The following is a 21,658-nucleotide window of genomic DNA, read 5'->3' as shown; positions in this document are numbered from 1 at the left end:
TTAGTGATTACTTTACACTTGCTGTTTGAATCTGTGTTGTTTTAATGTCTGTACCTAATCTTTGCAGGTAAGCGATCATTGCAACAATTTCTCTTTGTTCAAGTGGTACATAAGCAGCTCCTTTTGCTCCTTTTTCTTTGACCATCTGATCTTTTACATCAGTAGCTTCTGAATAAATTCTCTGTACAATGGCTTTAGACTGGTTGTCTGCCCATTGATTTGCAGAGTCAATCTGAGCTTTCGTGTATGGTACATCAAAAGAGTTTTTCATCAGCTTCATCTTATCTACCATTTGTGTACGGTCCAGTTTATTGGTAATTAACCAAGGGAAACGTGGCATAATGGAACCTGCAGAAGTAATTCTTGGGTTATACATGTGCTTAAAGTGCCATGAATCTGGGTTTCTGCCTCCTTCTCTATGAAGATCCGGACCGGTTCTCTTAGATCCCCAAAGGAATGGTCTGTCATAGATAAACTCTCCCGCTTTGGAATACTGTCCGTTTTTTCCTTCAAATCTCAATACTTCATCACGGAAAGGTCTGATCATCTGAGAGTGACAAGAGTTACATCCTTCACGGATATATAAATCTCTTCCTTCCAATTCTAGTGGAGTATAGGGCTTTACAGCGGTAATGGTAGGAACACTTTGCTTAAGTGATAAGGTTGGAACGATTTCTACAAGTCCACCTATTGCTATCGTGATAAAAGCTAATATGGAAAGCAGGGTTGGCGTTCTTTCTAACCAAAGGTGAACACCTTCTCCTTCTTTTCTGGTACCACCAATGTTGGCTAATGCAGGGGCTTCTGCAGGAACATTTTTCTGGAATGAACCGGCTTTAACCGTTTTGATAACATTAATGACCATCAAGATTGCTCCGGAAAGATAAAGGATACCTCCTAAGAATCTCATTTTAAAGTATGGAATAATTGCAGTCACGGTATCTAACCAGTTTTTCCACAATAATGTTCCGTCCGGGTTGAACTGTTTCCACATCAATCCCTGTGTAAATCCTGAAATATACATCGGAACGGCGTAGAAAATAATTCCTAATGTTCCCAGCCAGAAGTGCCAGTTGGCTAATTTTTTAGACCAAAGTGGCGTTCTCCACATAATTGGTACCAAATAATATACTACCCCGAATGCCATGAAACCATTCCATCCAAGAGCTCCTAAGTGTACGTGACCGATAACCCAGTCTGTATAGTGTCCAATTTTATTTAAAGATTTTGTTGCCAATAGAGGTCCTTCGAAAGTGGCCATACCATAACAGGTAATAGCTACCACAAAGAATTTAAGAATTGGATTTTCTCTTACTTTATCCCAGGCTCCTCTTAAGGTAAGAAGACCATTTAGCATACCTCCCCAAGATGGAGCAATAAGCATGATGGAGAATCCTGTTCCCACAGCCTGCGCCCATGCTGGTAATGCTGTATATTGCAGGTGGTGAGGTCCGGCCCAAAGGTATACAAAGATCAACGACCAGAAGTGAATAATGGATAATTTGTATGAGAATACCGGTCGTTGTGCCGCTTTTGGCATAAAGTAATACATAAGACCTAATACAGGGGTGGTTAATACAAATGCTACCGCATTGTGCCCATACCACCATTGTACTAATGCATCTTTTACACCTGCATATACAGAATAAGATTTCCAGCTTGTGAAAGATAACGGAACTTCCAGGTTATTGAAGATGTGAAGCATTGCCACAGCAATCCACGTTGCCAGATAGAACCATATCGCTACATATAAATGTCTTACTCTTCTCTTGGCAATTGTTCCGAACATATTGATTCCGAAGATCACCCAAGAGAATGTAATTAATATATCAATCGGCCACTCATGTTCAGCATATTCCTTAGAAGTATTGATTCCCATAAGGAAAGTAATAACCACAGCAACAATCATAAGCTGCCAAGACCAGAAGTGGATCCATGAAAGTGCATCACTGTACATTCTGGTTTTAAGAAGTCTTTGCATGCTATAATAAGCACCACAGAAAAAGGAGTTACAAACAAAGGCAAAAATTACGGCACTCGTGTGAAGCATTCTGATTCTTCCGAAGCCCATGGCTCCCTGAGTGTTAATTAATCCCTGAATATTACCCGAAGCTAAACTTTTAATAGTAGTATCATCTGTACCGAATAAAAATTCAGGTAATTCGGGATAAAAAAGCATCAATGCAGCAGTAAGTCCCAGCAGAAATCCGACGAGTCCGAATACGATAGTTGCATAGAGGAATGCTCTGACAATATTATTGTCATAATTAAATTTTTGCGTCTCCATAAATTCCAATAGTGTTTACCGAAGTGATATTTTCTCTGAAAATAGACCCTGTTTTGTGCCTTTTTCTCTACCGAAAATAAATATCATGTAACGTGTATAATGTTTTGCCAAAGGTATTTATTAACTTTGTTGGAGGCTAATAGATAAACTTCTAAACTATACCGAAAACTACTAAAACAAAAACGATGAAAGTATGTGGACAAAATATCAGGAAAATTCGTAGGAGCAGGGATCTTACGCAGGAGTACATGGCTTTTGAAATGGGGATTTCCCAAAAGGCCTATTCAGATATTGAAAATTCTAAGGTGAAAATCAATCTGGAGATACTGACTAAAATATCTGATATTTTAGACATTAAGCCTTCCGATATTTGTAGTATCTCACATAAGTGCGGTACAGATGACGGGTATGAAGACAAGTATCAAAATCTTTTGGAGTATATGAAAAAAAATAATATCTCTATTCCGAAAGAATATTTAGAGGATAAAAAGTAAATATTTGAAAATATAGAATAACATATTAAAAGAGTAGCCCTGACCAGTGAGTCGGGGCTTGTTTTTTATAATTATTTTCCAGGTTACCCCTATGAATAGGATAGGCAGGATAATTATTTTTTGTTTTTTTGCTTCACCTGATTTGTCAATTTACCCCATGGAATGAGAATTTCTGTTAAAAGTTTTTATATATTTAGCGACCGAATAATTCATTCTATGGACAACGAGAAGAAAACAGAACAAAATGAAACTTTAGTTAGAGGATTAACAAACCGACATATCCAATTAATTGCCCTTGGTGGTGCCATAGGAACAGGGTTGTTTCTGGGAATTGGGCCTGCAGCAGTATTGGCTGGTCCATCAGTAATTCTAGGGTATGCCTTAGCCGGAATTATTGCCTTTTTTATCATGCGTCAGCTTGGTGAAATGGTTGTTCAGGAACCGGTATCGGGGAGTTTTAGTCACTTTGCCTATAAATATTGGGGAAATTTCCCCGGGTTTGCATCAGGGTGGAACTACTGGATTCTCTATATTCTCGTAAGTATGGCTGAACTTACAGCCATTGGCCATTATATTCATTTCTGGTGGCCTGAGATTCCTCTCTGGGTTTCCAGTTTATTCTTTTTTGTAGTAATTAATGCTTTGAACCTTGCTTCTGTAAAGGTTTATGGGGAAACAGAATTCTGGTTTTCCATTATTAAAGTAGTTGCTATTATCGCAATGATTATCTTCGGGATCTACTTGTTAGCCAGCGGAACAGGAGGTGATAAGGCAAGTGTTTCCAATCTATGGAATGATGGAGGCTTCTTTCCCAAAGGATTATTCAATAAAACTGAATCCGGATATTCCGGGTTGTTTGCAGCAATGGCGATGATTATGTTCTCTTTTGGAGGGTTGGAGTTGATCGGAATTACAGCTGCTGAGGCGAAGAATCCTGAAAAAACAATTCCACAGGCAACCAATCAGGTAATTTATAGAATTTTGATTTTCTATGTAGGAGCTTTGGTAATCTTGTTTTCATTGAGTCCTTGGAGAGAAATTACAGAGGGATCAAGCCCGTTTGTAATGGTTTTTCAAAACTTAAATGGATTAGAATTCAGCCTTTTTGGTAAAGTCATTCAATTTAATTCACTAATTGCAAATGTTCTTAACGTTATTGTACTAACTGCTGCTTTATCTGTTTACAACAGTAGTGTGTACAGTAATAGTAGAATGCTTTTCGGATTAGCGCAACAGGGAAATGCACCAAAGTTCTTGAAGAAATTAAATAAAAATTCAGTTCCAATTAATGCCATTCTTATTTCGTCTTGCTTTGCAGGAATCTGTATTATCATTAATAAATTGGTTCCGGAAAAAGCATTTGAATACCTAATGGCTCTTGTTGTATCTACATTAATCATCAACTGGCTGATGATATGTTATACCCATTTAAAGTTCAAAAAATCAATAAACAGTTCGGGAATTCAATCGAAATTTCCATCTATATTTTATCCCATATCCAATTATATCTGTATTGCCTTTTTGGTTCTTATTTTAGGGCTGATGAGTATTACAGGAATGGAAATTCAGGTAATTCTGATTCCGGTCTGGATAGGATTTCTATTTGTAATGTATAAGCTGTATAAACCCAGTTAAAAAATAGTAAACCATATTTATATGTTTTAAAAAGGTGAAAGTCAATAGATGATTTTCACCTTTTTTATGGTCATTTTTCCGTAAATTGGTAGTAGATTATATTAAAATTTCAGGAAATTCTACTTTGAATTCTTGTGATTGGTCTCAAAATAGAATCTTCCTTATGAGTTATTGTTTTTAATAATAGATAAAATGGAGTCTAACTTTAACGATATCCAGAAGATAGTCAGCCATATTGAAGCCAACTTTGATAGGGAAATAACAGCTCATGAAATAGAGTCTATATCTCATTACTCTTACCGTAATTTTCAACGGGTCTTTTTCAAAATTTTTAATGAAACTATTTCCGGATTTCAAAAACGGTTGCGTCTTGAGAATTCATATAAAAAATTGATCTATACAGAAGATACTATTTCTGAGATTGCATGGCAGGTCGGATATTTCAACATTCAGTCTTTTTCAAAAGCATTTAAAAAGCAATATTCTATTTCTCCGGCAGAAGCAAGAAAGCAAAAACAAGGAGTATTTCAAAAATTTATAGAAAATAATCATACAGATTTAAAACTTGAGGTTAAGTATAAAGATGCAGTACCTGTTTTCTGTAAATTCATTAAGGCTAAAGATTATAATAATCAGGAAATTGATGAACTGTGGAAAGAAATAGAACCGGAATCTGAAATATTTGAGGCAGCCTACGGAATTATCCGCGACCAGCCTTTAATAACAAGTTACTCACATTGCAGATATGGTGCTGCGGTAACATCTGATGATGGATTAAAAGGATTTCTTAAAAGAGATATTTTTGGTGGAAGATATGTAAAGTTTACCCATTATGGACCTTATGAGGATATTTTGGAAACTTATCGTTCGTTTTATCGTTATTGGCTTTCTGACCAAGATTTGCTACTTGATAATTCAGATGTTATTGAAGAATATGAGGAGTCAGAAGTTACTCATATTTATTTTCCGTTATATGGATAGAATGTCCTTTTAGGACAAGTATTGTTTTTATTAGAATCTAATTTTGCATCAGTAAATAACCACAAAGGGAATTTATAATGTAAAAAATAAAAAGACAAAGAACAATGAAAAAAAAAGTATTTCTCTTAGCCTTACTGCTTCCTTTTTATGGTAAGTCTCAGATTTCTGTTCAGGCTTATGCAGGAAATAAAGAAGCTGAATTGCTGGGAATCTACAGTAAAGACTTTAATCAGAAATGGAACTATTTTGCATCGGGAACTATATCCTATGATTATGATGCAAAAAAAGTAAACCCGGAAATCTATCAGAATATCAATTATGGAGTTGGAAAAAACTGGGGTGTCTCAGCAGGGGTTCATATTTCAAAAGAAGATGTAATGCCGTCGGTGGGATTGGCTTATGGAAAAGAAAATGATGTTTTTAACATTAATGTTTTTCCTGCTCTTACCTATTCTACAGATGCAAAGAATTTTGGATTGGGGTTATACACCTTACTGGAATACACTCCTAAGATTAATGAAAAGCTTAACTTTTACAGTATGCTTATTGTAGAGTCTGATTTTAGTTTTAAAGAACATCAATCCAGTAGTCAGGTTATTCGCATTGGACTAGAAAACAAGAAAAAAATGCAATGGGGGATAGGTAGTAATATTTCTCAGACAGGAAGCAGTTTTGATACTGATATTAACTTTGGATTATTTATAGGAAAAAAATTTTAATTATATGAACAAATTATTCACGCTCACTTTTGTATTGAGCTTTATATGCACTATGGCACAGACTTATCATTTTCCGGAAGAATCTTCACGTCATGAAGGAACCTGGCTGCAATGGCCTCACCACTATCAGCACGGTAATACTTATCGTCAAAGAGTAGAACAAACCTGGATTGATATGACAAAGGCTCTGCAATCAGGAGAAAAAGTTCACATTATAGCTTATAATGAGGATGAGAAAAAGAGAATTGTAAACCTTTTAGAAGGAAATAAGGTTCCCATGAAGAATGTGGACTTTAAGATTTATCCTACAGATGATGTTTGGGTAAGAGATAACGGTCCTATTTTCGTAAAAGATAACAAAGGGAATGTATTAATTGAAGATTGGGGATTCAATGGCTGGGGAGAAAAATTTGATTTCGAAAACTGTGATGAAATTCCAAAAAGTATCGGGAAAGATTTAGGCGTAAAGGTAATTGACCTTAATGAAGAAATGGTGAATGAGGGTGGATCTGTAGAAACAGATGGTAATGGAGTCCTGATGGCATGTAAAAGCTCAGTAATCAGTCAGGAAAAAGGAGCAACAAGAAACAAAGGGATTACACAGGAAGAAGCCGAGGAAATGTTTGAAACCTACTACGGTGTCTCCAAAGTAATATGGCTGGATGGCGTTACAGGATTGGATGTTACTGATATGCACATTGACGGTTTCATGAAGTTTGTAAACCATAATACCATGATTACAATGAATGAAGATGATCTTTTGGAGCTTGGTCTTTCAGATAAGGATATCAACACATTGTATACCGCTTCCAATGTTGATGGTAAGGAATATAAAAAAGTATATCTGCCTGCCACCAAAAATAAAGTGAAGACAGCTTATGGAAAGCAACTGGATGAAAAAGGATCTTATGTGAATTATTATGTAGCCAATACGGTAGTTTTAGTTCCTAATTATGGCGATCCAAATGATCAGATAGCCAATAAAATTATTCAGGATCAATATCCTGGCAGAAAAGTAATAGGAATAGATGTAAGAAATCTATATGAAAACGGAGGAATGGTGCATTGTGTTACACAGCAGCAACCTGAAGGAAAATTAATGAAATAAAATCTGAATTTTAGGTTTTATAGAAGGCATTATGGTGGTATTTATCTACTATGATGCCTTTTTTGAATATGTAGTTCTATTATTAGCTCAAAGTTTGATTACTTAATCTATTTTTTGTAAATTGGTAAGAGGTTATTATTCAAACTCAGGTGAAATTATAATCTGTTTTTTGAAATTCCGGCGGACAAGCCGAACACCGCAGCACAAAGTAGGCAAAACAAAAAACACTCTTATGGCTAATTTATTTCAAACTCTTACCAACACCGTAAAACATTGGTATATTCCATTGATCTTTGGAATTCTTTTCCTGATCTGCGGTTTTTATGTATTTAGTGTACCCCTTGCAACCTATGTCACGCTTTCCATCTTTTTTAGCGTTTCATTCCTGTTTTCTGGGATCACGGAAATATTCTTTTCCCTGCAGAATAGTAAATCCCTGCAAGGTTGGGGCTGGTTTCTAGTAAGTGGATTGCTAACTACAGCAATAGGAGCCTATCTTATAGCTTATCCACAAATTTCAATGACCGTACTTCCGTTTGTTGTTGGATTCACTTTACTGTTTCGTTCCTTTCAATTATTGGGTTTTGCTTTTGATCTGAGAAGTATGAAAATAATGAGTTGGGGAAATGTAGCCCTTGCCAGTGTCGGAGGAATTATCTTTTCTCTATTGTTGATATTTAATCCTGTGTTTACGGGAATTTCCTTAGTTACACTTACAGGTGTTTCCTTTATCTTTATGGGAATAGCTTCCATTATGTTGGCCTTGGATTTAAGAAAGGTGAAAAAAATTCCTGGGAAAGTAAGCCAAGAGCTTAGAGATAGAATTAAGTCTATACAGGACGAAATTGATGAATTGAAAAAATAAATGATAAAAAAAAACTCTTGTAGAGTTTTTTTTTATTTAATTACTTTCATTAAACCGTAAAAGCTTAAATGAACCGTTACGAACGGAATGTAAGAATATTCATTATCATTAAATAAAGAAGAGATAAAAACGACTACCTTAAACATTTGGAGGAATCTTATTTTCTCTAAAAATCATAGTATCTTATAAGAGAATGGAAAGCAATAATACTATTTTAAAAGTTTTGGATATAAAAAGACTTATACATGTTTTATCAGAAGAATTGAATAAATTGAATGATGCAGATGTTGTAGAATTTGAAGATGATCTGTATTGGAATATTCTTGATAAAGATTTGTATGATCCCTATGAGGAACCTAAAGACCTTACAATGGGAAGCCTTACAGAGGATTGGTTATTTTTACAGAAAGTTTTGAATAAAGAACGGGAGATGACTGATTATGACTTGTATAAACTGGGATCAATATTAAAATTCTTAGGGAAGAAGAATATTATTATAAAAAATAGGATTTAAAAATAGTAACTCTGATTATTTAAAAAACAAAAACCATCCTTAAAAAGGATGGTTTGTAGACCCACAGGGATTCGAACCCCGACTGACGGTACCAAAAACCGGAGTGCTACCGTTACACTATAGGTCTGTTTTATTTTTGGTGGTGCAAATCTACAACTTTTTTCCTTATATGCAAAAACTGTTTTTGAAAAATTTCATAGTGAAGTTTTTATTTGATCAATTTGTCCTATTTCGCACTATGATTTTTAAGTTGAATTTTGAATGAATTTAAAAATAGTAACCTGATTATTTAAAAAACAAAAACCATCCTTAAAAAGGATGGTTTGTAGACCCACAGGGATTCGAACCCCGACTGACGGTACCAAAAACCGGAGTGCTACCGTTACACTATAGGTCTGTTTTATTTTGGTGATGCAAATTTACAGCTTTTTTGTTTAGATACAAGAATTTTTTAAAGTTTTTTTTAAATTTACATCACTTTTTATGTATCACAATCATGCTTATAGACTTCAATAATCTCAATATTAATAAATTATCATTCCATACAGAATTTGAAAAAAAAGTAGAAAACTTTTTAGAAGAATGGGTTTCTGATGGTGAAATGGTAAAAGTTCAGACTTCAGGGTCAACGGGTGTTCCAAAAATTTTCGACATCGAGAAAAAGAAAATGATCAATTCTGCAGTAATGACCTGTAACTTTCTGGGATTAAAAGAAGGAGATAAAGCTTTATTGTGCCTGCCTGTAGAATACATTTCAGGAAAAATGATGGTAGTTCGCTCCATGGAAAGAAAGCTGAAGTTGATTGTTACAGAACCATCTTTAAATCCAGTAGGACATTTGGATGAAGAAATAGACTTTTGTGCGATGACTCCGCTTCAGGTAGAAAACTCACTGGATCAATTACATTTGATTAAAAATTTGATCATTGGCGGAGCTGCAGTTTCTGAAAGCCTTAAAAATAAAATTCGTAAGATAAACCTAAAGAATTCCAACCGTATTTTTGAAACTTATGGAATGTCAGAAACTCTTTCTCACATTGGTCTGAAACAGCTAATGCCCGAATCTGAGGAATATTTTACTGTTTTTGAAAATGTTTCTATTTCCTTGGATGAAAGAGGATGTCTGACCTTATTTGCACCTAATGTAAATGATGAGGTATTGAAAACTAATGATTTAGTTGAAATTAAGAATGATAAACAGTTTAAATTTTTGGGAAGGATAGACAACGTAATTAATTCTGGTGGAGCGAAAATTTTTCCAGAAGCGCTTGAAACTTTAGTCAAGAAAGAAATTCCCAATGAAGTTATTTTTCTAGGCTTACCGGATGAAAGTTTGGGGCAGAAGCTAGTACTGGTTGTTGAGGGAAAAGAATCCGGGAGATTAAGGGAAACGATTTCACAGATATTATTTGAGAAAAAATTTCACAAACCAAAGGAAGTTATTTTTGTCAATACAATTCCAAGAACACCGAATGGAAAGGTTAGCAGAATAGAATTAACCAAACTCGTTAGTGAAAATATTTAGTTATATCTTGGCTCTCGCATCTTGAATCTCAAAATTTAAAACAATGAAAGACTTTTCAAAAGAACTCAGTTTCAAAACCTCCCGCAGCAGTGGAGCTGGAGGACAGAATGTGAATAAAGTAGAGACTGCTGTTACCGTACTTTGGAAAGTTGAAGCCTCTGATTTTTTTAATGAAGATGAAAAAGCATTAATTCAGGATAAACTGAAGAATAGGATTAATGCAGAAGGGTGGTTATTCCTGACTGTTTCTGAGAGCAGAACCCAGCTAATGAATAAAAATAAGGCTATTGAAAAAATAATTGAAATAGTAGATAAATCCTTGTTTATTCCTAAAAAAAGAACAGCCACAAAACCATCAAAAAGGCAGAAGCAGAAGCGCTTGGATACCAAAAAGAAACTTTCGGATAAAAAAGAAAACAGACGTTTTAAATTTTAGACCTCTTTTCCTGGAAAATCTTATTTTTGCCAAATTTTTTAACCAATGATAAAAAAACTATTTCTTTTAGGGGCTTTTTCAAGTTCATTAGTTTCGTTTGCTCAACAAAAGATTTCAATTATTCCATCTGTAGGATATGCATGGAGAATCGCTGAAACACCGTCTGGGCTTTCCAAAGCAGAGAAAGATTATGTAAAAGGATTAAAAACTGGTGTTCATTTTGATATTTCTGCCTATTATAATTTGAAAAATATTGGTCTGGGGGTTAAGTTTTCTAACTTCAATGCATCAAGCAATGGCTATATATTGGGATATTCTGGAAATGGAACTCCTATTTCCGTTCCTGTTACAACTAAAGATAATATTACATTTTTTGGTCCTTCTCTAATGTATTCCAATTATAATGAGGCTACTAAACATAAACTATTTTTTGATGTGTCACTTGGAGTGATTTCTTATACTACAAAAACAGCCAATGTAAAAGGAACTGGCTCCAATCTTGGATTAGATGCAGGTGTAGGGTATCAATATGCACTTTCTAAGAATTTTTTAATAGGACCTAAGCTTGGAATTACAGCGGGAACATTAGGAAAAATGAAATTTAATGGAACGACGGTTAATTTTGGAGACGATCAAAAAGAAGGTCTTACAAGAGTTTCCTTAAGCGCAGCAGCAACATTCCGTTTTTAAGTTATATATTTGTAAGAATAGAAATAATAATTATAATGACAGCCACAATCTTTTTATCAACGGAGCGCCGAAGAGCAGGATTGTTGCTGTCATTACTTTATCTACATACAGATTCTTTTCTTAAAAGTTCTAAGGACTTTATCAATTAAGCCCTGTCAGGATCCAAGACAGGGGATTATTCCAGATTTTTATTTATTGTTTTTGCGGTTTTCCATGGAAATGAGCTGATATATGCTTGATTTCTACATTGGATCATCGGGGAATACCTGCATTTTAATCTTAAAAATTGAAAAAATGTCCAATCAAATTATTGTAACTACCGGAATTTATGATGCTATAAAAGATACCCTTAGAAGAAAAAAAGTAAGCATTCCCGAAGAGAAGAAATTGACTGAAGAACTTAGAAAAGCCAAGCAGGTTTTAAGAAGAGACTTACCGGCAGATGTAGTAACAGTCGAGAGAAAAGTAACCTTAAAAGATCATACGCTGGATTTTGAACACGAATATATTTTTGTTCCTTCAGCTAAGGAGAAAGTGAAAAAAAATAAACATTCCATTCTTTCCGATATAGCGTTGGCTGTAGTTGGGTATAAAGTAGGGGATATTATCGACTGGCCTTTCAGGGATGGTGAACGGAAGATTGAAATTCTAAAGGTAGAAACCTGGGAGGGATAGCCTTTTGTTGAATATTATTATAAAAGAAGCGTGGCTCATTTTGGGGTCGCGCTTTTTATTTAACAAATGATAAAAAAAGCAACCTCTATGATACTTTCTTCGAGTGCTTTGGCTGCATTCCATTTTTAAGTTTTATCTTTGCAAAAATTATAAAAATGAACAAACCAATTTCTGAATTTATAGAAAAATATTTTCTGCATTTCAATGCAGCTGCTTTGGTAGATGCATCTAAAGGGTATGTTGCACATCTTAAAGATGGTGGGAAAATGATGATCACTTTGGCAGGAGCAATGTCTACTGCTGAATTGGGGAAAATTCTTGCAGAAATGATCCGTCAGGGAAAAGTGGACTTCATCTCTTGTACAGGAGCTAACCTTGAGGAAGACTTAATGAATCTTGTGGCTCACTCTCATTATGAAAGAGTTCCGGATTATAGAGATCTTACGCCTCAGCAAGAATGGGATTTATTAGAAAGAGGATTAAACAGAGTTACCGATACTTGTATTCCTGAAGAAGAAGCATTCAGAAGATTGCAAAAGCATATTGTTGAGATCTGGAAAGATGCAGAAGCTAAAGGAGAAAGATACTTCCCACATGAATTCATGTACAAAATGATTCTTTCAGGAGTATTGGAGCAGTATTATGAGATTCCTAGAGAAAACTCATGGATGATTGCTGCTGCAGAAGCAAACTTGCCAATCGTAGTTCCAGGATGGGAAGACTCTACAATGGGTAACATCTTCGCTTCTTACTGTATCAAAGGAGAGCTTACAGCTACTACAATGAAATCAGGTATTGAATATATGACTTACCTTGCAGACTGGTACACTAAAAATTCAGCTGGAAAAGGAGTTGGGTTCTTCCAGATTGGAGGAGGTATCGCTGGAGATTTCCCTATCTGTGTAGTACCAATGTTGTATCAGGATATGGAAATGCATGACATTCCTTTCTGGTCTTACTTCTGTCAGATTTCTGATTCTACCACATCTTATGGTTCTTATTCAGGAGCAGTTCCAAATGAGAAAATTACTTGGGGTAAATTAGATATTACTACACCGAAATTTATCGTTGAAAGTGATGCAACTATCTGTGCACCATTGATGTTCTCTTACATTCTTGAAAATTCTTAAGAAATAAAGATATCTCAAACGAGACTAAAATAACAGCGCTTCAATTTATTTTGAAGCGCTTTTTTATTTTGCAGCATTAGCTTTGTCGTTAAGATATATTGGATGCGATAAACGTAAAGGCACAAAAAAAAATCAAAGATTTTCAGCAAAGATTATGCATAAAGGATTTAGAGTACTAAATTTTATCGGAGCTGAAATTTTACGTCCTACAGTGGCGATACTTTAAGTCAACTTGCATCTTTATGATTTCCAACAAACCGCAATATGTACAAAAAATTAATCCAAAGAATTTACCAGCACAAAATAACGATACGCCAGAATTCCCTTTTCAACCTTTGTCAATTGATTAGGATCTTTGTTACTCAACTTTGGAAGAACCTTTTTATTGATTACATTCAGCAATCGGAAAAATGATTTTTTCATATCTTTATCTTTTAATGGAACATCATTGGGTTTATATAACCTCAAAAATGATGCAAAAACGAAATAAGGTTTCCTATTATACATTAATACATTATGGATGAGATTTTCAAACAACAGGTTTATGAAGTGGCAAAACTTATTCCGAAAGGACGAGTTTCTACCTATGGAGCCATTGCAAAAGCAGTAGGTTACCCCAATCATTCACGCCATGTAGGAAAGGCAATGGGAGGCTGTCCGGAAGATGTTCCTGCACATCGAGTAATTTCCAGTTCAGGAGTGTTATCTGTGCCAGAATTTCAAGGAAAATTAGAAAGAGAGGGAATTACCGTGGAAAATCTGAGGATAAAAAGTTTCAAAAAACTATTTTGGGATCCAATGGAGGAGTTATAATAAACTTTGGATATGAGATTTTGAGATCGGGATTAGTTTTGGGTACAAAAAAAGCCAATACATGTTGATAAACAATATGAATGGCCTCTAAAGATGACAGTTTTAAACTGTATTATTTTTTAACCTTTGGATTCTTTAATTCCTCCTTAAGTCTTTCATTTTCTTCCTTTAACAAAGCAATATATCCCTGTAGATTCTCAATAATCTCCCCCGGAATATTTCCATAATTACTCTGAGTATTAATTAACCCTGCAGAAGTTCCTGAATTATCATTAAATACGGGATGATCATTATTAACTATAATTTTAGCATCCTCTTCTTCAAAAATTTCATCTAGCGGAACTTCCAAAAAGCGAGCAATTTTATCCCATTCTTCAGGTATAATTCTTACATCACCGCTTTCTTTTCTGCTGTAGTTAGATACATCAGTCGCGATAAAGTCAGCTACCTGCTTTTGCGTATAGCCTTTTTGCTTTCTAATGATGCGTAATTTTTCTTTTTGCATGTCCGACATTTTATACAAAAATGGAGAAAAAGTAGAATGTATACAATAAAAAATAGAAAAAAAATGCTTTAAAATGATGAGAACTAAGTGAAAACGAAGATGAGATGTATAATATGAGTATTATTCAATTGAATAGTTGATGATTTTCTTTTATTCCTGAAATAAAAGTTCATTATTTAGATACTCAAATTATAAACCACAAAAGTCACAAAAAGCTTTATTTTTAAAGCCTTTAGTTCACAGGAGTAAGTTCAGAAAAATGATATAAAAAGTTCATGTCAGTAGAAAATCTTAAGTGTACTTCATATGTATGAAGCTTGTCTCTTTAAATAACTTAAGTGTTTAAATCTTTTGTGACTTTTGTGGTTAAAGAATATCTATTAAAATGATAAAAAAAAGGCTGTCTCAGATGAAACAGCCTTTCGTGTATTATTTTTCAAGTTGCTTGTAGCTTCTTTGTATAAAATCTGTCAGGTCTTTTCCTTTCAGTAAGTTTTGAGATAGCTTAGCCAGATCCAGTGCATGTTTAATCAGGCTTTCTTTTTCCTCAGTGTTCTCTGTTTTTAAGATCTGATTAGAAAGATCACTGTTAGAATTCACCACAAGGTTGTACATTTCCGGGAAACCTCCCATTCCAAACATACCGCCACCGCCTGTTGCCTGCATTTCTTTCATTCTTCTCATAAATTCAGGCTGAGTAATGGTAAACGGAGCATCATTGCTATCCAGATCTTCAAGTTGTACTGTGAATTTAGTATCCTGAATAGCTTCTTCTACGTTTTTCTTTAAAGATTCCTTTTCTGTTTCATTTAATTTTGAAATGACAGGTTCATCTTTTTTGATCAGGTTATTGATGTGATCAGCGTCTACTCTTGCAAATGAAATGTTTTCCTTTGAAGTTTCCAGTTTTTGAATCACGTGTGGAATAATAGGAGAGTCTAATAAAAGAACCTCATATCCTTTATCTTTTGCAGATTGGATGTAGCTGTGTTGCTCGTCTGCGTTGGTGGCATATAAAATGACCAATTTGTTATCCTTGTCTGTTTGTGATGGAGTAATTTTTTCTATCAATTCATTCCAAAGGAAATATTTTCCGTCAGTTGTAGGATATAGGGTAAATTTATCTGCTTTTTCAGCAAACTTTTCTTCTGTAATGATTCCGTACTCAATAACGATTTTAATGTCGTTCCATTTTTGTTCATAATCTTCACGGTTTTCATTGATTAAGGAAGCCATTTTATCGGCAACTTTTTTAGTGATGTAAGAAGAAATTTTCTTTACAGCACCATCTGCCTGAAGATAAGAACGGGATACATTCAATGGGATATCTGGAGAATCAATTACTCCTCTTAGAAGCATTAGGAAATCAGGAACGATACCTTTTACTTCATCCGTTACGAATACCTGATTTTGGTATAACTGGATCTTATCCTTATCCATATTTAAGTTGTTGCTTAATTTAGGAAAGAATAAAACTCCGGTAAGATTGAACGGATAGTCTACATTCAGGTGAATATTGAATAAAGGCTCTTCAAACTGCATTGGATAAAGCTCGTGGTAGAACTTCATGTAATCCTCATTTGTAAGTTCGCTTGGAGAAATAGTCCATGCCGGTACCGGATTGTTGATGATATTATCTACTTCTTCAGTTTCAGCAACAGCATCTTCAGGAGCACCTTCCGGTAATGGAAGCGTATGTGTTTTTGTTCCGAATTTAATAGGAACAGGCATGAATTTGTTATACTTTAAAAGTAATTCACGGATTTTGTTTTCTTCTAAAAACTCTACAGAATCTTCTGCAATGTGAAGAATGATTTCTGTTCCTCTGTCTGTTTTCTCAGTAGTTTCTTCAAGAGTAAACTCAGGGCTTCCGTCACAAATCCATCTTACCGCAGGCTCATCTTTATAAGATTTCGTAATGATTTCTACTTTCTCAGCTACCATAAATGCAGAGTAGAATCCAAGTCCGAAGTGTCCGATAATTCCCGAATCTTTAGCTGTATCCTTATATTTTTCCAGAAACTCTTCAGCTCCGGAAAAAGCAACCTGATTGATGTATTTTTCAACCTCTTCACCGGTCATCCCGATACCTTGGTCTATAATACGTAACGTTTTTTGCTCTTTATCAATTTTAACCTCAAGTTTTGGGTTTCCGTATTCAACCTTTGCTTCTCCAATACTTGTTAGATGCTTTAATTTTAATGTAGCATCTGTCGCGTTGGAGATTAATTCTCTTAAGAATATTTCGTGGTCACTGTAAAGAAATTTTTTAATAAGTGGAAAAATATTTTCCACAGATACATTAATATTTCCTTTAGTCATAATATTTTAGATTTTTTAATTTCCTAATATTTCTCAAAAAAAATACCACAGCGAAGAAACTGACAGAATGGCATTTTTTTTATGATGGGCCAATTCATCGCTTTTATTATATTTACCGCCAATTATAATAACAATATGGGAATCTTTGATTTTTTTAAGAAAAAGAATAACAGACAGGAAAATGTAAGCACTCCGGTTCAGTATGATGAAATACCAGAGGAAAAAGTGGTTGAAAAGGGAGTAGAGGAAGTAGTAGATACAGTACCAGAAGTTCCGGCACAGCCAATAGAAGAGGTGAAAATAAGTGAGCAGTACGAAAAAATCAGGATTTACAATGATTATATCATGTATTCCATCGCTCTTCAGCTTAGAGGTGATCTTGCCCCTATTTCTGCATTTGAAAAAGAAAATGGGGAAGTAGAAGGGTTTGCCTACATGGTGACAGAGGAGGGGTATACTCTTTCCGCTGAGGAAGTAATTGAAAGAATGGAAGCAAAGTTCGAAAGTGAACTTGAAGAAGGTAAAATTAAGTCTTATATGATTTTGTACCACTCACAATTTGACAATGATGGTAATCACAGCCTGGCAACAAGAGAGAATGAATTTAAGGCTATTACAATGACTTATCATTTTAAAGATGAAGATCAAGATAAGATTGCATTACCTTATGTTTTCGAAAATGATAACATTACGTATAAAGGGATCGTAGAGTTTTCTCATGAAGAAAATAATGATATCATGAATACTCAATTGGTTGAGGGGAAAAATTATTTTACCAATATGGAGCCTATCAAGGCACCTGAAATCACCAACGAAGCCGGTATTAAAATAAGAAAATCGAACGTACCTAGTCTTATTAATACCTGGAGCGGTATTTTTGGACATGATAATTTTCAGAACAATCTTTCTTATGCTGATCATTTGATTACTCTTTTAAAGGAAAGCAAGGCTAATGAGCAGGATTTTGAAAAGAATAAAGCAAGCAAAATGGAATTTGCGGATGTGAAATTCAAAACTCTTTTTAACGAAGAATTTGGGACAATATATCCGGAAATTAAGACTGATTTTTCATTGGATTTTGAAACTAAAGTTATCAGTGAACTAGAAAATGCATCCAATGAAGAAGCTATTGTAGCAGGTCCTGCAAGAGATACCTTTGGTGTTTGGTTCTTTGCTACAGATTATGCAGAGAAAAGAAATCAGTATTTAGTCCAGCCTCATCTGCATATCAATCTGAGTGGGATTGCTTTTGTATTAGATGTTCATAAGGATTTTGATTTACCAGACGGAACTAAAATGAGTGAAGAATTCACTACTTATATGCCAAGTAAAGATCTTCCTAATTATGCATGCTTTGATTTTATCGGTAAGGTTATTGATTTCAAAGAAACGGTATTGTTTGAGGATGGAAGCGTACAGGGGTATATTGTAAAACTAAAGTTAATTACTCATGAAGAAATGGATGATTTCTTCACCATTGATGTTTTTGTCCATAAAGATAATATGAGATTTGAAGCCTTAGAAAAAGGAATGAAAGTCGCTGGACTTTTGCAGTTGCAGGGTAAAATTGCAGAATAATGCAAAGTATATAAAATAAAAACGGTCTGAATATTCAGACCGTTTTTTTATGAATTATTTGTTTTTCAATTCTTCCTTGATTTTGTTTTCCAATTCTTCGGAAAGTTCAGGGTTATCTTTTAAAACATCTTTTACTGCATCACGTCCTTGTCCTAGTTTACTTTCTTCATAACTGAACCAAGATCCGCTTTTCTTCACAATTCCCATATCTACAGCAGCGTCAAGGATTTCTCCAACTTTGGAAACTCCTTCACCATACATGATGTCAAATTCTGCCTGCTTGAAAGGTGGAGCTACTTTATTTTTCACAATCTTCACTTTCACACGGCTTCCGATAGCTTCATCACCTTGTTTGATAGGTGCACTTGCCTTTCTGATATCAATTCTTACAGACGCATAGAATTTAAGAGCATTACCACCGGTAGTCGTTTCAGGGTTACCGAACATTACACCGATTTTTTCTCTTAGCTGGTTAATGAAAATTACAGTACACTTCGTTCTTGAAATGGTAGCTGTTAGCTTTCTTAATGCCTGAGACATCAATCTTGCGTGAAGACCCATTTTTGAATCCCCCATTTCTCCTTCAATCTCTGCTTTTGGAGTAAGAGCTGCTACGGAGTCAATAACTACGATATCAATAGCTCCGGAACGAATAAGGTTATCCGCAATTTCTAAAGCCTGCTCACCGTTGTCCGGTTGAGAAATGATAAGGTTTTCTAAATCAATTCCCAGTTTTGAAGCGTATGTTCTGTCAAAAGCATGCTCAGCATCAATGAAAGCGGCAATACCACCAGCTTTTTGAGCTTCAGCAATAGCGTGAAGAGTTAATGTTGTTTTACCTGAAGATTCAGGGCCATATATCTCAATGATTCTACCTTTTGGATATCCACCTATACCTAATGCAATGTCTAGTCCTAAAGATCCGGATGGGATTACTTCTATTGTAGTGTCTACGGCACTATCACCCAAAGTCATTACCGTTCCCTTTCCGTATGTTTTATCTAATTTGTCAAGCACTAATGCGAGTGCTTTTTTCTTATCATCAATGTTACTCATCTCTATTAAAATAATTTCTCAAAAATACATAATTTAAATATCAAAAACTAATATTATTTATCCCTGAAATATGTTTTTAAAGTTAAAAAATGATAATTTTTTATAGCTGATGTCATTCATAACGAAGCAGATGCAGTAACCTTTTTGAAAATATATTTTTTCTGAAATAAAGAGAATTTTTTTAATGAAAATTTGAATTCTGGGTTATGTTCAGATAATCTTTTAATACTTGCATTTGGTCTTTATTTCCTCTTTTAATTCTTGAGTCTCTGCTTACAAGACTGTCATAGATTTTATTGAAAAATATTTTTGATTTCGGAAATAATTTTCTGTAAGAAACCTCCGGAATTTGTAATCTTTTGCAAACGTCATCATCCAATAAAAACCAGGTACAGCAAATATGAAGATATCTCAGATTTTTCCTTTGAAATTCAAATTTTAAAATAGGATTTTCCAATGATTCATTCAGTAAAGAATGGGCCAAAAGAACAGAATCCTTATCAGACGGTGGCTGAAGAGAAGTCCATAAATAAAAATATTCTGTCGCCTGCTTTTTATCATCGGGTAGCAGTTGTTTCGGAATTCCAAGTAAGTATCCAACATATTTCCATAGATGGAAAATTCCCTGTTCTTCTTCAATAGAAAAAGTATTTCCTAATTTCTGAAGACTGTGGAGAAAAACAAGACTAAAACCAATGTAGGTTGCCATCATATCCCAAGAATTAATAGGCTCGCCCCAGTTTTCCGTATCCCAATCTTTATAATGCTTTTTAATGGAAAGCCTTGCGTAGGAATGGATTAAACGAGTTTTTATAGCAAATTCATATCCCTTTGCATGAATTTCCAGAGCATCATAACGAGTAGCGTTCACCCAAAAATCCAATGTTTCGGAAAGACGCTTTACGGCTCCTTTTTTCAAGGCTTCCGTAACAATAAGGGGCTTGTTGAGGTAGGCATAGTCATAGCCTCCTATTAAACAGTAGTCCCTTAGCGAAATTAAAGAATCCAGATTGCTTCTCATGCAGAGCTCCGCACCGCTTTTTAATAAATTATAATCAAGCCAGTCCGGGACTTCCTGCGTTTGGGCAAAAAGTTTTTTTACACTTTCAGGAACGGAATCATTTTCAGAAACCCCATTTCGGATATAATGTTCAATCTCCCTTGAAGCTTCACTGAATTTTTTCGTAAAATAAACCTCTTTTACAACTTCATCACCGGTTTCATCCACATGATAAAAGAAAGGAGCATACTTTTCAAAATCTTGAAAGCTCACTTGAGCTCCAGAAAATTCAATCAGTTGTTTCCCATTTCCGTTTTCCCAAAAATTTCTAAAGTGGGGAGAATCCTTAAACCGAGGTTGTATCATTGTTCATTCCTTTACAGTTAAAAATACAAGTTTTACACCGAAATACTCTGGTGAGATTTATCAGTTTTAAAAAGGAGTATTATAAATATCCCCATTCAAAAGCCATTTTTATAAGTTCTGAACAGTTTTTACATCCAGATTTCCTTAAAATATTTTTTCTGTGTGTACGTACCGTTTCTTCTGAAATATTCAAAAGTTCGGAAACTTTTCCGGCTGAGTATCCTTTTGCAATGTAAGTGATAATCTCAACTTCCCTTTTGGTAAAGGTGAAAGGTATGGGTTCGGTCGTCTTATCATGTTTCAACCATTGCATCTGATGAAAGTCTTCCCGCCCGTTTATTCCCGAAATCAAAACAGTGTAGGAGTTTTGATGCGTAATGTGCTCAATATTGGTATGAATGTTAATCGCCTGAAGAGCTTTCCCATACTCATCTTTGAATGTATGCAAGGATTGATGATGAAAAAGTTCATAGTTTCCTTTAGGCGTCTTCATCCGAAAACAATAGCTGAATTTCAGTTCCGGGAGATAGTCATTAGCTCCAATTTCTTTCATTTTATCCATGCACATTCTTTCAGCTTCCATCACAAACTCAAGGTCATCGGGATGGATGAGATCTATGATTTCCTTGAGGTGTACAGGATATCTGCTTAATCCATGTATTTTCAGGATATCCTCATGATGATTATAAATTGTACTGTCTGCAAAGTTGATCACATAATGATAAAACTTTCCAGGAGCAAAAACTTCCCCAATAATGCGCTCAACGGAGGGAACGGATAGCATTGTTTTCTCATTCTGAAGAAGTTCCGGATAATTATTCCAGACTTTAGTGAGGGGATGCGGCTTTTTGGCCTGGGTTATAAATTTCTTATCCATGGTTAATGTTTTCATAAAATTAATAAAATTATGTTAAAAAATACCCCTTTTGCGGTATTTCATTTGGCTCAAAACTATTGTA

At 34.8% G+C, this 21,658-nt stretch carries 21 protein-coding genes and 2 tRNA genes; 14 read left to right on the top strand and 9 right to left on the bottom strand.

The genetic code is table 11. The features are described 5' to 3' along the window. Positions 1–7: 7 nt before the first annotated feature. Positions 8–2,287, bottom strand: coding sequence for a cytochrome-c oxidase, cbb3-type subunit I (ccoN, locus tag C1638_RS14365; protein WP_109622519.1), 2,280 nt, complete (start codon positions 2,285–2,287; stop codon positions 8–10). Between the two features lie 185 nt (positions 2,288–2,472). On the opposite strand from ccoN, the gene C1638_RS14360 reads away from it, so the two are divergent. From C1638_RS14360 to C1638_RS14330, 7 genes are all read left to right on the top strand, one after another. Then, positions 2,473–2,781, top strand: a complete 309-nt coding sequence (locus tag C1638_RS14360) for a helix-turn-helix domain-containing protein (protein ID WP_109622059.1) — start codon at positions 2,473–2,475, stop codon at positions 2,779–2,781. 216 nt (positions 2,782–2,997) lie between these two features. After that, positions 2,998–4,416 (top strand): amino acid permease, encoded by a 1,419-nt coding sequence (locus tag C1638_RS14355; RefSeq protein WP_109622057.1) that lies wholly within the window; start codon positions 2,998–3,000, stop codon positions 4,414–4,416. Between the two features lie 192 nt (positions 4,417–4,608). Beyond that, positions 4,609–5,397 carry an AraC family transcriptional regulator gene (locus tag C1638_RS14350; RefSeq protein WP_109622055.1) on the top strand — a complete coding sequence of 263 codons (789 nt, stop codon included), beginning with the start codon at positions 4,609–4,611 and terminating at the stop codon, positions 5,395–5,397. 104 nt (positions 5,398–5,501) lie between these two features. Beyond that, positions 5,502–6,116: a hypothetical protein gene (locus C1638_RS14345; RefSeq protein ID WP_109622053.1), complete on the top strand. Its 615-nt coding sequence runs from the start codon at positions 5,502–5,504 to the stop codon at positions 6,114–6,116. A 4-nt stretch (positions 6,117–6,120) separates the two neighbouring features. Further along, positions 6,121–7,224, top strand: a complete 1,104-nt coding sequence (locus C1638_RS14340; RefSeq protein ID WP_109622051.1) for an agmatine deiminase family protein — start codon at positions 6,121–6,123, stop codon at positions 7,222–7,224. Positions 7,225–7,456: 232 nt separating this feature from the next. Then, positions 7,457–8,089: an HdeD family acid-resistance protein gene (locus C1638_RS14335; protein ID WP_109622516.1), complete on the top strand. Its 633-nt coding sequence runs from the start codon at positions 7,457–7,459 to the stop codon at positions 8,087–8,089. Positions 8,090–8,282: 193 nt separating this feature from the next. After that, positions 8,283–8,603, top strand: coding sequence for a hypothetical protein (locus C1638_RS14330; RefSeq protein ID WP_109622049.1), 321 nt, complete (start codon positions 8,283–8,285; stop codon positions 8,601–8,603). A 56-nt stretch (positions 8,604–8,659) separates the two neighbouring features. Here C1638_RS14330 and C1638_RS14325 read toward each other — a convergent pair. Beyond that, positions 8,660–8,730: transfer RNA gene (locus C1638_RS14325), tRNA-Gln, on the bottom strand. 199 nt (positions 8,731–8,929) lie between these two features. Beyond that, positions 8,930–9,000 (bottom strand) — tRNA-Gln (locus C1638_RS14320). Positions 9,001–9,099: 99 nt separating this feature from the next. Between C1638_RS14320 and C1638_RS14315 the strand changes: the two genes are divergently transcribed. The 5 genes from C1638_RS14315 to C1638_RS14295 all read left to right on the top strand — a co-directional run bounded on the left by C1638_RS14315 (position 9,100) and on the right by C1638_RS14295 (position 13,059). Further along, complete coding sequence (locus tag C1638_RS14315) at positions 9,100–10,128, top strand: AMP-binding protein (RefSeq protein WP_109622047.1); 1,029 nt, start codon at positions 9,100–9,102, stop codon at positions 10,126–10,128. Positions 10,129–10,171: 43 nt separating this feature from the next. Further along, complete coding sequence (gene arfB, locus C1638_RS14310) at positions 10,172–10,564, top strand: alternative ribosome rescue aminoacyl-tRNA hydrolase ArfB (RefSeq protein WP_109622045.1); 393 nt, start codon at positions 10,172–10,174, stop codon at positions 10,562–10,564. 45 nt (positions 10,565–10,609) lie between these two features. After that, a complete protein-coding gene (locus tag C1638_RS14305; RefSeq protein WP_109622043.1) occupies positions 10,610–11,254 on the top strand; it encodes a hypothetical protein in 645 nt (214 codons plus the stop codon). A gap of 294 nt (positions 11,255–11,548) precedes the next feature. Next, positions 11,549–11,929: a GreA/GreB family elongation factor gene (locus tag C1638_RS14300; protein ID WP_109622514.1), complete on the top strand. Its 381-nt coding sequence runs from the start codon at positions 11,549–11,551 to the stop codon at positions 11,927–11,929. A gap of 155 nt (positions 11,930–12,084) precedes the next feature. Next, positions 12,085–13,059 (top strand): deoxyhypusine synthase family protein, encoded by a 975-nt coding sequence (locus C1638_RS14295; protein WP_076354641.1) that lies wholly within the window; start codon positions 12,085–12,087, stop codon positions 13,057–13,059. A gap of 276 nt (positions 13,060–13,335) precedes the next feature. Here the strand turns inward: C1638_RS14295 and C1638_RS22380 are convergent, their stop codons facing one another. After that, a complete protein-coding gene (locus C1638_RS22380; RefSeq protein ID WP_165826539.1) occupies positions 13,336–13,482 on the bottom strand; it encodes a hypothetical protein in 147 nt (48 codons plus the stop codon). A gap of 93 nt (positions 13,483–13,575) precedes the next feature. Here C1638_RS22380 and C1638_RS14285 point away from each other — a divergent pair, with 93 nt between their 5' ends. Further along, entirely contained in the window at positions 13,576–13,872 is a 297-nt protein-coding gene (locus tag C1638_RS14285; RefSeq protein WP_109622040.1) for an MGMT family protein, read from the top strand. Between the two features lie 112 nt (positions 13,873–13,984). Here the strand turns inward: C1638_RS14285 and C1638_RS14280 are convergent, their stop codons facing one another. Both C1638_RS14280 and htpG read right to left on the bottom strand, forming a co-directional pair. Beyond that, positions 13,985–14,377, bottom strand: a complete 393-nt coding sequence (locus C1638_RS14280) for a helix-turn-helix domain-containing protein (protein ID WP_109622038.1) — start codon at positions 14,375–14,377, stop codon at positions 13,985–13,987. Between the two features lie 429 nt (positions 14,378–14,806). Continuing rightward, a complete protein-coding gene (gene htpG / locus C1638_RS14275; protein WP_109622037.1) occupies positions 14,807–16,699 on the bottom strand; it encodes a molecular chaperone HtpG in 1,893 nt (630 codons plus the stop codon). An 81-nt stretch (positions 16,700–16,780) separates the two neighbouring features. On the opposite strand from htpG, the gene C1638_RS14270 reads away from it, so the two are divergent. Then, the gene (locus tag C1638_RS14270; RefSeq protein ID WP_123838381.1) at positions 16,781–18,277 is read left to right on the top strand and encodes a hypothetical protein; all 1,497 of its coding nucleotides are present in this window, start codon (positions 16,781–16,783) and stop codon (positions 18,275–18,277) included. 54 nt (positions 18,278–18,331) lie between these two features. Here the strand turns inward: C1638_RS14270 and recA are convergent, their stop codons facing one another. The 3 genes from recA to C1638_RS14255 form a co-directional block, all read right to left on the bottom strand. Continuing rightward, complete coding sequence (recA, locus tag C1638_RS14265; RefSeq protein ID WP_109622033.1) at positions 18,332–19,333, bottom strand: recombinase RecA; 1,002 nt, start codon at positions 19,331–19,333, stop codon at positions 18,332–18,334. Positions 19,334–19,514: 181 nt separating this feature from the next. Continuing rightward, positions 19,515–20,699: an oxygenase MpaB family protein gene (locus C1638_RS14260; protein ID WP_109622031.1), complete on the bottom strand. Its 1,185-nt coding sequence runs from the start codon at positions 20,697–20,699 to the stop codon at positions 19,515–19,517. 79 nt (positions 20,700–20,778) lie between these two features. After that, a complete protein-coding gene (locus tag C1638_RS14255) occupies positions 20,779–21,576 on the bottom strand; it encodes a response regulator transcription factor (protein ID WP_109622512.1) in 798 nt (265 codons plus the stop codon). Positions 21,577–21,658 lie beyond the last annotated feature (82 nt).

The sequence above is a fragment of the Chryseobacterium oncorhynchi genome (assembly GCF_002899895.1).
Classification (GTDB): domain Bacteria; phylum Bacteroidota; class Bacteroidia; order Flavobacteriales; family Weeksellaceae; genus Chryseobacterium; species Chryseobacterium oncorhynchi.
This window is presented reverse-complemented; position numbering and strand designations above follow the sequence as displayed.

What these genes read in the sequence shown, in the direction of transcription:
- C1638_RS14295 (WP_076354641.1), top strand. Translation starts at nt 12,085, where the DNA reads ATGAACAAACCAATTTCTGAATTTATAGAAAAATATTTTCTGCATTTC.
- recA (WP_109622033.1), bottom strand. Translation starts at nt 19,333, where the DNA reads ATGAGTAACATTGATGATAAGAAAAAAGCACTCGCATTAGTGCTTGAC.
- C1638_RS14335 (WP_109622516.1), top strand. Translation starts at nt 7,457, where the DNA reads ATGGCTAATTTATTTCAAACTCTTACCAACACCGTAAAACATTGGTAT.
- C1638_RS22380 (WP_165826539.1), bottom strand. Translation starts at nt 13,482, where the DNA reads ATGAAAAAATCATTTTTCCGATTGCTGAATGTAATCAATAAAAAGGTT.
- C1638_RS14355 (WP_109622057.1), top strand. Translation starts at nt 2,998, where the DNA reads ATGGACAACGAGAAGAAAACAGAACAAAATGAAACTTTAGTTAGAGGA.
- C1638_RS14260 (WP_109622031.1), bottom strand. Translation starts at nt 20,699, where the DNA reads ATGATACAACCTCGGTTTAAGGATTCTCCCCACTTTAGAAATTTTTGG.
- C1638_RS14255 (WP_109622512.1), bottom strand. Translation starts at nt 21,576, where the DNA reads ATGGATAAGAAATTTATAACCCAGGCCAAAAAGCCGCATCCCCTCACT.
- C1638_RS14340 (WP_109622051.1), top strand. Translation starts at nt 6,121, where the DNA reads ATGAACAAATTATTCACGCTCACTTTTGTATTGAGCTTTATATGCACT.
- ccoN (WP_109622519.1), bottom strand. Translation starts at nt 2,287, where the DNA reads ATGGAGACGCAAAAATTTAATTATGACAATAATATTGTCAGAGCATTC.
- C1638_RS14300 (WP_109622514.1), top strand. Translation starts at nt 11,549, where the DNA reads ATGTCCAATCAAATTATTGTAACTACCGGAATTTATGATGCTATAAAA.
- C1638_RS14360 (WP_109622059.1), top strand. Translation starts at nt 2,473, where the DNA reads ATGAAAGTATGTGGACAAAATATCAGGAAAATTCGTAGGAGCAGGGAT.
- C1638_RS14305 (WP_109622043.1), top strand. Translation starts at nt 10,610, where the DNA reads ATGATAAAAAAACTATTTCTTTTAGGGGCTTTTTCAAGTTCATTAGTT.
- htpG (WP_109622037.1), bottom strand. Translation starts at nt 16,699, where the DNA reads ATGACTAAAGGAAATATTAATGTATCTGTGGAAAATATTTTTCCACTT.
- C1638_RS14345 (WP_109622053.1), top strand. Translation starts at nt 5,502, where the DNA reads ATGAAAAAAAAAGTATTTCTCTTAGCCTTACTGCTTCCTTTTTATGGT.
- C1638_RS14270 (WP_123838381.1), top strand. Translation starts at nt 16,781, where the DNA reads ATGATGGGCCAATTCATCGCTTTTATTATATTTACCGCCAATTATAAT.
- C1638_RS14280 (WP_109622038.1), bottom strand. Translation starts at nt 14,377, where the DNA reads ATGCAAAAAGAAAAATTACGCATCATTAGAAAGCAAAAAGGCTATACG.
- C1638_RS14315 (WP_109622047.1), top strand. Translation starts at nt 9,100, where the DNA reads ATGCTTATAGACTTCAATAATCTCAATATTAATAAATTATCATTCCAT.
- arfB (WP_109622045.1), top strand. Translation starts at nt 10,172, where the DNA reads ATGAAAGACTTTTCAAAAGAACTCAGTTTCAAAACCTCCCGCAGCAGT.
- C1638_RS14330 (WP_109622049.1), top strand. Translation starts at nt 8,283, where the DNA reads ATGGAAAGCAATAATACTATTTTAAAAGTTTTGGATATAAAAAGACTT.
- C1638_RS14285 (WP_109622040.1), top strand. Translation starts at nt 13,576, where the DNA reads ATGGATGAGATTTTCAAACAACAGGTTTATGAAGTGGCAAAACTTATT.
- C1638_RS14350 (WP_109622055.1), top strand. Translation starts at nt 4,609, where the DNA reads ATGGAGTCTAACTTTAACGATATCCAGAAGATAGTCAGCCATATTGAA.